8 protein-coding genes and 1 rRNA gene are annotated in these 10,277 nt (G+C 68.2%); all 9 read left to right on the plus strand.

Annotated features, from left to right (window positions below):
- The first annotated feature begins 19 nt into the window (after positions 1 to 19).
- Positions 20 to 1,141 (plus strand): mannose-1-phosphate guanylyltransferase, encoded by a 1,122-nt coding sequence (locus HQQ85_RS12875; RefSeq protein ID WP_173182847.1) that lies wholly within the window; start codon positions 20 to 22, stop codon positions 1,139 to 1,141.
- Between the two features lie 34 nt (positions 1,142 to 1,175).
- Positions 1,176 to 2,249 (plus strand): BMP family protein, encoded by a 1,074-nt coding sequence (locus HQQ85_RS12880; protein ID WP_173182848.1) that lies wholly within the window; start codon positions 1,176 to 1,178, stop codon positions 2,247 to 2,249.
- Between the two features lie 193 nt (positions 2,250 to 2,442).
- Positions 2,443 to 3,537 (plus strand): BMP family protein, encoded by a 1,095-nt coding sequence (locus HQQ85_RS12885; protein ID WP_173182849.1) that lies wholly within the window; start codon positions 2,443 to 2,445, stop codon positions 3,535 to 3,537.
- Positions 3,538 to 3,676: 139 nt separating this feature from the next.
- On the plus strand, positions 3,677 to 5,206 hold the full coding sequence (locus HQQ85_RS12890) for an ABC transporter ATP-binding protein (RefSeq protein WP_173182850.1): 1,530 nt from the start codon (positions 3,677 to 3,679) through the stop codon (positions 5,204 to 5,206).
- Entirely contained in the window at positions 5,203 to 6,468 is a 1,266-nt protein-coding gene (locus tag HQQ85_RS12895; protein ID WP_371741881.1) for an ABC transporter permease, read from the plus strand. Before HQQ85_RS12890 ends, HQQ85_RS12895 begins: the two co-directional genes overlap by 4 nt.
- Before the next feature lie 86 nt (positions 6,469 to 6,554).
- The gene (locus tag HQQ85_RS12900) at positions 6,555 to 7,796 is read left to right on the plus strand and encodes an ABC transporter permease (protein ID WP_173182970.1); all 1,242 of its coding nucleotides are present in this window, start codon (positions 6,555 to 6,557) and stop codon (positions 7,794 to 7,796) included.
- A 40-nt stretch (positions 7,797 to 7,836) separates the two neighbouring features.
- A complete protein-coding gene (locus HQQ85_RS12905; protein WP_173182851.1) occupies positions 7,837 to 8,265 on the plus strand; it encodes a cytidine deaminase in 429 nt (142 codons plus the stop codon).
- 49 nt (positions 8,266 to 8,314) lie between these two features.
- Complete coding sequence (locus tag HQQ85_RS12910) at positions 8,315 to 9,607, plus strand: thymidine phosphorylase (protein WP_173182852.1); 1,293 nt, start codon at positions 8,315 to 8,317, stop codon at positions 9,605 to 9,607.
- Between the two features lie 517 nt (positions 9,608 to 10,124).
- Positions 10,125 to 10,277 (plus strand): 16S ribosomal RNA (locus tag HQQ85_RS12915); the annotation flags it as partial.

Below are 10,277 nucleotides of genomic sequence, written 5' to 3' on the forward strand. Positions count from 1 at the left end.
GCTGTATAGGCTGTGCCTCATGAACTCTTCGTCACCGGCGCTCGACCGGCTCTACAGCGTGATCCCCGCCGGCGGGATCGGCTCACGGCTCTGGCCCCTGTCGCGGGCGGACGCCCCCAAGTTCCTGCACGACCTGAGCGGCTCGGGCCAGAGCCTCCTGCGCGACACCTGGGACCGCCTGGCCCCGCTCTCGGGGGAGCAGCGCATCATGGTCGTCACCGGCCGTGCGCACCGCGCCGCCGTCGAGGAGCAGCTGCCGACCCTGGAGGACAGCAACGTGGTGCTCGAGTCGGAGCCGCGTGACTCGACCGCCGCCATCTGCCTCGCCGCCGCCATCCTCGAGAAGCGGGAGCCGGGCGTGATCATCGGCTCGTTCGCCGCCGACCACGTCATCACGAACCCCCAGCGCTTCCGCGCCGCCGTCGCGCAGGCCGTGCAGGTGGCCGACGCCGGCTACATCGCCACCATCGGCATCACCCCCACCGACCCGGCCGTCGGCTTCGGCTACATCCGCTGCCTCGGCTCGCTCGAGATCGAGGGGGCGCCGGCCGCGCTCAAGGTCGACCACTTCGTCGAGAAGCCCGACCTGCCGACGGCCAAGCGCTACCTGAAGGCGGGCAACTACCTCTGGAACGCGGGCATGTTCATCGCCAGGGCAGACAAGCTGCTCGAGCACCTCGGCGCCTCCGAGCCCGAGCTGCTCGCGGGCGTGCTCGAGCTGGCCGAGGCGTGGGACACCCCGCGCCGGGGCGAGGTCGTCGACCGGGTCTGGCCGACGCTGAAGAAGATCGCCATCGACTACTCGGTCGCCGAGCCGGCCGCAGCCGCGGGGGCGCTCGCCGTCATCCCGAGCGACTTCGACTGGGACGACGTGGGCGACTTCGCCTCGATCGCCAAGCTGCACAGCTCGGGCCGCGGCACCGACCTCGCCATCCTCGGCAAGAACGCCCGCGTGCTGGCCGACTCGTCCAGCGGCATCGTGGTGTCGCAGTCCAAGCGCGTGATCAGCCTGATCGGCGTGCGCGACATCGTCGTCGTCGACACCCCGGATGCGCTGCTGGTCACCACCAGCGAGCACGCCCAGCGGGTCAAGTCGGTCGTCGACGCGCTCCGGGCCGGCGGCTCCGGCGACGTGCTCTGACCTTCCCCCCACCCGGTGCCCTAGGAGTCCGACCATGAGAACCACAGCCCTCGTCCGCACCGGCGTCGTCGCCGGCGTGCTCGCCCTCGCCCTCGCCGGCTGCGCCGAGGCGCCGTCCTCGACCGGCGGCGGCACCTCGACCGCCGCGTCGAGCGACTACTGCGCCCGCATGGTCACGAACTCGGGCGGCCTCGACGACCGCTCCTTCAACCAGTCCAGCTGGGAGGGCCTCGAGAAGGCCCAGCAGGAGTACGGCATCGACGCCCAGGTGCTCGTCTCCACCGGCGAGACCGATCTCGCGCCCAACGTGACCCAGGCGGTGCAGAGCGGATGCGCGTTCGTGCTCACCGTGGGCTACGAGCTCGCCGACGCCACCCTCGCCGAGGCCGGCGGCAGCCCCGACACCCACTTCGCCATCGTCGACGAGACCGTCGACGCCCCGAACGTCAAGCCGATCCTGTTCGACACCGCACAGGCGTCCTACCTGGCGGGCTACCTCGCCGCCGGCGTCTCGAAGACCGGCAAGGTCGCGACCTTCGGCGGCGGAAACCAGCCGCCGGTCACCCTGTTCATGGACGGCTTCGTCGACGGCGTCGCGAAGTACAACGAGGTGCACGGCACGCAGGTGCAGGCGCTCGGCTGGGACAAGGCCTCGCAGGACGGCGTCTTCACCGGCGACTTCGAGGACATCAACAAGGGCAAGACCGTCACGCAGGGCTTCATCGACCAGGGCGCCGACGTGATCCTCCCCGTGGCCGGCCAGGTCGGCGAGGGGGCCGCCTCGGCCGCCTCGGAGGCGGGCGGCGTCTCGCTCATCTGGGTCGACAACGACGGCTACGACACCCTGCCGGCCGAGTACAAGCCGATCCTGCTCACCAGCGTGCTGAAGAACACCGGCGACGCCGTGGTCGAGATCGTCGGCGACGACATCGACGGCGACTTCAGCCCGGAGCCCTTCGTCGGCACGCTCGAGAACGGGGGAGTGGCGCTCGCGCCCTTCCACGACCTGGAGTCGTCGGTGCCCGCCGAGCTGGCCGCCGAGATCGACGATCTGAAAGCCCAGATCGTGGCCGGAACCGTGGTCGTCGACTCCCCGTCGGCCCCCTGACCTGCGGTCGGCGCCGCCGCTGCGTTGCACCGGCGACCCCTGGACATTTCGGGGACATTACGGCGTGATCGCGGCTTTGTAACGCTTGCGCCCCGAACACGCGGTTGCCCCTGTCGGCGCTCGTAACTTTCGGTAACGTGTAGTCCCACACAGGCCCTGCGCGTCTTGGCAGGGCAGCATCTTGGAGGACATCTTGAGCATCAACCTGCGCCGCGCCGGAGTGGCCGGCTTCGCCACGCTGGGCGTGGCAGCCCTTCTCGCCGGCTGCGCGTCCGCTCCGTCGGACACCGCATCGACGTCGGGCGGCGACGCCGCCAGCGACTTCATCCCCTGCATGGTCTCCGACTCGGGCGGGTTCGACGACAAGTCGTTCAACCAGGCCGGCTACGAGGGCATCACCGAGGCGGCCGACAAGCTCGGCGTCGAGCCCGTCACCGTCGAGTCCGCGGCCGACACCGACTTCGCGCCGAACATCGACAACCTCATCTCGCAGGACTGCAACCTGATCATCTCGGTCGGCTTCCTCCTCGCCGACGCCACCAAGGCCGCCGCCGAGGCGAACCCCGACACCCAGTTCTCGATCATCGACGACTCCTCGATCGACGCCGACAACGTCAAGCCGATCGTCTTCGACACCGCGCAGGCCGCGTTCCTCGCGGGCTACGCCTCGGCGAGCTACTCGAAGACCGGCACCGTCGGCACCTTCGGTGGCCTGCAGATCCCGTCGGTCACCATCTTCATGGACGGCTTCGTCGACGGCGTCAACTACTACAACGAGCAGAAGGGCACCTCCGTCAAGGCCATCGGCTGGGACGTCGCGGGCCAGACCGGCTCGTTCACCGGTGGCTTCGCCGCCGGTGTCGAGGCCAAGACGGCGGCGCAGGGTCTGATCGACCAGAACGCCGACGTCATCCTCCCCGTGGGTGGCCCGATCTTCCTCTCCGCCGGTGAGGCGATCCGCGACTCCGGCAAGGAGGTCGCCCTGGTGGGTGTCGACTCCGACAACTACGAGACGGCTCCCGACCTGAAGGACCTCTTCCTCACCTCGGTGCTGAAGGGCGTCAAGGCGGGTGTGGTCGACGTGGTCGACACCGCCGCCGCGGGCGACTTCGACGCCACCCCGTTCGTGGGAACGCTCGAGAACCAGGGCGTGGACATCGCTCCGTTCCACGACTTCGAGAGCAAGGTCTCGCCTGACCTGCAGGGTGAGCTCGACACCATCAAGGAGAGCATCATCAACGGCTCCATCGAGGTCGAGTCGCCCTCGACCCCGGCGTCGGCCGAGTAGCTCCTCCGCGTTCTCCGAACGCGACCCGGTCGGGGGGACCAGCACGCTGGTCCCCCCGACCGCTCCACTTAACGGATGCCCTTCTTATCGGATCCCCTCGGGGAGCGGATGCCCTTCGGGGAGTAGGTAGATTGATTCCATGAAGCTCGAACTCCGGGGCATCACGAAACGTTTCGGTGCCCTCACTGCCAACGACCACATCGACCTGACGGTCGAGCCGGGCGAGATCCACTGCCTCCTCGGCGAGAACGGCGCCGGCAAGTCCACCCTGATGAACGTGCTCTACGGCCTCTACCAGGCCGACGAGGGCGAGATCGTGCTCGACGACGTGGTCCAGCACTTCTCAGGCCCGGGCGACGCGATGGGCGCCGGCATCGGCATGGTGCACCAGCACTTCATGCTCATCCCCGTCTTCACCGTCGCCGAGAACGTCATGCTCGGCCACGAGCAGACCGGTTTCGCCGGCCGGCTCGACCTCGCCGCCGCCCGCAAGCGCGTGCGCGAGATCAGCGACCGCTTCGGCTTCGACGTCGATCCGGATGCGCTGGTCGACGACCTGCCCGTCGGCGTGCAGCAGCGCGTCGAGATCATCAAGGCGCTCTCCCGCGACGCGAAGGTGCTCGTGTTCGACGAGCCCACCGCCGTGCTCACCCCGCAGGAGACCGACGAGCTGATGCAGATCATGCGTCTGCTGAAAGAGCGCGGCACCTCCATCGTCTTCATCACCCACAAGCTGCGCGAGGTGCGCGAGGTCGCCGACCGCATCACGGTCATCCGCCTCGGCAAGGTCGTCGGCGAGGCCTCACCCACCGCGACGAACGCCGAGCTCGCCTCGCTGATGGTCGGCCGCGCGGTCGAGCTCACCGTGCACAAAGACCCCGCGACCCCCGGCGCGCCGGCGCTCGTGGTCGAGAACCTCTCGGTGGTCGACCCCCGGGGCCAGGTCGTCGTCGACAAGGTCTCCTTCGACGTCAAGGCGGGCGAGATCCTCGCCATCGCCGGCGTGCAGGGCAACGGCCAGACCGAGCTGACCGAGGCGCTCCTCGGCCTGCAAGACAGGGTGACCGGCGACGTCTCCCTCGACGGCCGGAGCCTCCGCGGCATGAGCGTCCGCAAGGTGCTCGACTCCGGCGTCGGCTTCGTGCCGGAGGACCGCAAGGAGGACGGGCTCGTCGGCGAGTTCACCATCGCCGAGAACCTCATGCTCGACCGCTCGGAGGGCGAGCCCTTCGTCAAGGCGGGCGGACTGCAGCTGAATTACCTGCGCACCTTCGCGGAGGAGAAGTCGAAGGAGTTCGACGTGCGCTCGCAGGGCATCGACACCGAGGTCGGACGGCTCTCCGGCGGAAACCAGCAGAAGGTGGTGCTCGCCCGCGAGCTCAGCCGCGACCTGCGCCTGTTCGTCGCCGCTCAGCCCACCCGCGGCATCGACGTCGGCTCGATCGAGTTCGTGCACAAGCGCATCGTCGCCACCCGCGACGAGGGCATCCCCGTCATCGTCGTCTCGACCGAGCTCGACGAGGTCGTCGCGCTCGCCGACCGCATCGCCGTGATGTACCGTGGCTCGATCGTCGGCATCGTGCCGGGCACCACCTCGCGTGACGTGCTCGGCCTCATGATGGCGGGCGAGGTCCCCGCCGACATCACCGTGGAAGGAACCGCCGCGTGAGCGACACCACCCTGTCCAAGCCCGTACCGGCGGCGGAGCCGCCCTCGCGCTGGCGCACCACCTTCAACGAGATCATCGGCGGCAGCGTGATGATCTCGATCCTCGCGGTGGTGCTGGCGATGATCGCGGGCGGCATCCTGATCGCCGTCACCGACGAGAACGTGCAGAAGGCCGCGGGGTACTTCTTCGCCCGGCCCGGCGACACCTTCGCCGAGATCTGGAAGGCCGTCTCCGGCGCCTACGTCTCGCTGTTCCAGGGGGCGGTGTTCAACCCCAAGCGCGACGACTTCGTGCAGCAGATCAAGCCGATCACCGAGACGCTCACCTTCGCCACCCCGCTGATCGCGGCCGGCCTCGGCGTCGGCCTCGCCTTCCGCGTCGGCATGTTCAACATCGGTGGACGCGGGCAGATGCTCATCGCCGCCGCCTGCGCCGGCTGGGTGGGCTTCACCCTGCACCTGCCGTGGGGCCTGCACATGATCGTCGCGGTGATCGCCGGCCTGATCGGCGGCGGCATCTGGGCCGGCATCGCCGGTCTGCTCAAGGCCCGCACCGGAGCGCACGAGGTGATCATCACGATCATGCTCAACTACGTCGCGTTCTACCTGGTCTCCTATCTGCTGCGCACCCCCGTGCTCCAGGCGCCCGGCTCGAACAACCCGAAGTCGCCGCCGATCGACAGCACGGCGGTGTTCCCCGATCTCCTCGGCCCGCAGTTCAACCTGCACTTCGGCTTCATCCTCGTGATCGTCGCCACCGTCTTCGTCTGGTGGCTGCTGAACCGGTCGTCGCTCGGCTTCCAGTTCCGCGCCGTGGGCATCAACCCGAACGCGGCGCGCGTGGCCGGCATCAACGTCAAGAACATGTACGTCTACGCCATGGTCATCTCCGGCGGGCTGATCGGCCTCGCCGGCGTCTCGCAGGTGCTCGGCACGGTGACCACCGGCTTCAGCTCCGGCATCGACGCGGGCATCGGCTTCGACGCCATCACCGTGGCGCTGCTCGGGCGGTCCAAGCCCTGGGGCATCTTCGTGGCCGGCATCCTGTTCGGAGCGTTCAAGGCCGGCGGCTTCGCCATGCAGGCCTCGGAGGGCATCCCGATCGACATCGTGCTCGTCGTGCAGTCGCTGATCGTGCTGTTCATCGCGGCTCCGCCGCTGATCCGCACGGTGTTCCGTCTGCCCGACCCGTCCAAGCCCAAGACGCCGAAGGCTCCCAAGGCCCCGGCGGTTCCGAACCGTGAGGCGGTGACGGCCAAGTGAGCGAGCACGTCTCGACCAACAACCTGGCTTCGACGGCGGGAGCCCCGCCCACCGAGCACAACCACCCCGACACCTCGGGCAAGGCCCTGAACACGGTGCAGGTGAAGAGCTGGAAGGCGCCGATCGCGTTCGGCATCTTCGCCCTCGGCGCGCTGATCCTGTTCGTGGCGTTCGGCCGCGACGGCTCCTCCACGTTCCGGCTCTCGACCGACTCCGACCTGATCCAGCTGCCCGAGGTCGTGCTGCCCACCCGGGCGACCGGTCTCGTCATCTCGATCGCGCTGGTGCTGCTGGCGGCACTGTCCGCCTGGTTCGTGGCGACCGGCCGGAGGGTGCGCCTCTGGCTGATGGTCGTGTTCGCGGTGCTGTTCCTGATCGCCTTCCTCACCTGGGCCGCTGCGGGGCAGACCATCCCGGTGCCCGGCCTCCTGATCGGAACGGTCTCGCTCAGCGTGCCGCTGATCTTCGGAGCCCTCGGCGGCGTCATCTCCGAGCGTGTCGGTGTCGTCAACGTCGCGATCGAGGGCCAGCTGCTCGCCGGCGCCTTCGTCTCGGCGGTCGTGGCCTCGGTCACCGGCAACCCGTTCATCGGCCTGGTGGGCGCGGTGATCGCCGGAACCCTGGTGTCGTTCGTGCTCGCGGCATTCTCGATCAAGTACCTGGTCGACCAGGTGATCGTGGGCGTCGTGCTGAACGTGCTGGTCACGGGTCTGACGAGCTTCCTGTACTCGCAGGTGCTGACGGCCGACCCCGATCTGCTGAACTCCCCGCCGCGCTTCGACCGGCTGCCGATCCCGCTGCTGTCCGAGATCCCGGTGCTCGGCCCGACCCTGTTCCGGCAGACCATCGTGGTGTACCTGATGTACGTCGCGGTCGCGCTGGTGTTCTACAGCCTGTTCAAGACCAAGTGGGGTCTGCGGGTGCGGGCCGTGGGCGAGCATCCTCAGGCCGCCGACACCGTGGGCATCAAGGTCAACCGCACGCGCTTCTGGAACGTGTCGCTGGCCGGTGCGATCGCCGGCCTCGGCGGGGCGTACTTCACGCTCGGCTCGGTGGGCGCGTTCAACAAGGAGATGACGGCGGGCGCGGGCTTCATCGCCCTCGCGGCGGTGATCTTCGGCCGGTGGGACCCGATCCGGGCGACCCTCGCGGCGCTGCTGTTCGGCTTCGCGTCGAACCTGCAGAACGTGCTCGGCATCATCGGCTCGCCGGTGCCGTCGGAGTTCATGCTGATGCTGCCGTACGTGGTCACGATCTTCGCGGTCGCCGGCCTGGTCGGGCGGGTGCGGGGGCCGGCGGCCTCCGGCAAGCCGTACGTCAGCTCGTGACATCGATGGTCGTGAGTTCGTTGCTCGTGAGGAGATTCTGATGACGGATGCCCGTACCGAGATCGATTGGGACGCCCTGCGCGCCGTCGCCCTCGAGGCGATGGAGAAGGCCTACGTGCCGTACTCGAAGTTCCCCGTCGGTGTCGCCGCGATCGTCGACGACGGCCGGGTGATCTCGGGCTGCAACGTCGAGAACGCCTCCTACGGACTGACGCTCTGCGCCGAGTGCACCCTGGTCTCGACGCTGCACATGACGGGCGGCGGCAAGCTCGTCGCCTTCACCTGCGTCGACGGGCACGGCGGTGCGCTGATGCCGTGCGGCCGCTGCCGCCAGCTGCTCTTCGAGCACTCGGCCGAGGGGATGCTCCTCGAGACGGTCTCGGGCATCAAGACGATCGACGAGGTCATCCCCGACGCCTTCGGGCCGCGCACCCTCGTCGAGTACCGCGAGGAATCGCTCGCCGAGTAGCGCTTCCCGCGCCCACGCGGCGCGCCGAGCATCCGAGTAAGGACACACCATGGCCACCGAAGCCCACGACGTCGTCGACCTGATCCGCACGAAGCGCGACCGGGGAACGCTCTCCACCGCGCAGATCGACTGGCTGATCGACGCGTACACCCGCGGCTACGTGGCCGACGAGCAGATGTCGGCGCTGGCGATGGCGATCCTGCTGAACGGTATGTCGCGCGACGAGATCCGCGACCTGACCCTGGCGATGATCGCCTCGGGGGAGCGGATGGACTTCGCCGGGCTCGGCAAGCCCACGGTCGACAAGCACTCGACCGGGGGAGTGGGCGACAAGATCACCCTTCCGCTGATGCCGCTGGTCGCGAGCTTCGGAGTGGCGGTGCCGCAGCTCTCGGGGCGCGGGCTCGGACACACGGGGGGAACGCTCGACAAGCTCGAGTCGATCCCGGGGTGGCGGGCATCGCTGTCGAACGAGGAGATGTTCGATCAGCTGCGCGACGTCGGCGGCGTCATCTGTGCCGCGGGGTCGGGGCTCGCCCCGGCGGACAAGAAGCTCTACGCCCTGCGGGACATCACGGGCACGGTCGAAGCGATCCCGCTGATCGCCTCGTCGATCATGTCGAAGAAGATCGCCGAGGGCACGGACTCGCTCGTGCTCGACGTGAAGTTCGGCTCCGGCGCCTTCATGCAGGACATCGCGCGTTCCCGGGAACTCGCTCAGACCATGGTCGACCTCGGCAACGACGCCGGGGTGCGCACCACCGCACTGCTCACGAACATGAACGTGCCGCTCGGTCTCGCGATCGGCAACGCCAACGAGGTGCGCGAGTCGGTCGAGGTGCTCGCCGGGGGAGGACCGGCCGACGTGGTCGAGCTCACCCTCGCCCTGGCGTCCGAGATGCTCCGGCTCGCCGGTCAGCCCGACGCCGATGTGGCCGAGGCGCTCCGCGACGGCCGGGCCATGGACACCTGGAACCGGGTGATCCGCGCCCAGGGCGGAGACCCGACCGCACCGCTGCCCGTCGCCCGCGAGACCACGACGGTCACCGCTCCCCGCTCGGGTGTGATGCTGCGTCAGGATGCCCTGCCGTTCGGCATCGCCGCGTGGCGCCTCGGCGCCGGCCGGGCCCGGGCTCAGGATGCGGTGCAGCACGCCGCCGGGATCGACCTCCTGGTGAAGCCGGGTGACACGGTCGTCGCGGGCCAGCCGATCTTCACGCTCTCGGCCGACGAGCCGTCCCGGTTCGACCGCGCCCTCGAGTCGCTCGACGGCGCGTGGGAGATCGGCGATGCGTCCGACTACGTAGTCGGCGACCCGCTGGTGGCGGAGCGCATCGGCTGATCCGCGTGTTTCCGCGGGAGTACGGTCCGACACGCCCGGGCGTTCACCGGGATTTGGCCTCCGCGAAACATCGCCGTAATGTTCTTACTCGTCACCCCACAGGTGCGGAAAGCGGAAGAGCTTACCGGCCTCAAGCGGGACATCAATCCTCCATCTGAGACTGGTCTTGAAGACCACGAAACAGGAGCGTAGGATTAAACCCCTTCCACGAGCAAGCGGCGCGTCGATTTGACAGCCTCGCTTCTGGTGCTAGGGTAGAGAAGTTGCCTGGAGCGGCGGCCTGAAGGGGCCTGGTTCTGGTGCATCCGATCCTTGAGAACTCAACAGCGTGCACAATGTCAAATGCCAAAAACCCCGACAACTTCGGTTGTAGGGATTCCTTTGGAAAACATTTAAACAACAAAGCAAGTCAGTAATGATTTGTTCTGTCAGTTTCAAACTCGTGTGACCAGGGCCTATTCCGGCCGGGTTGCACAAACTAATGTGCCGGTCACTTCGGTGGTCGTGCAATAAAACATTTACGGAGAGTTTGATCCTGGCTCAGGACGAACGCTGGCGGCGTGCTTAACACATGCAAGTCGAACGGTGAAGGGAGAGCTTGCTCTTCTGGATCAGTGGCGAACGGGTGAGTAACACGTGAGTAACCTGCCCTTGACTCTGGGATAAGCGT

The organism is Herbiconiux sp. VKM Ac-2851, from assembly GCF_013205105.1.
Lineage (GTDB): Bacteria > Actinomycetota > Actinomycetes > Actinomycetales > Microbacteriaceae > Herbiconiux > Herbiconiux flava.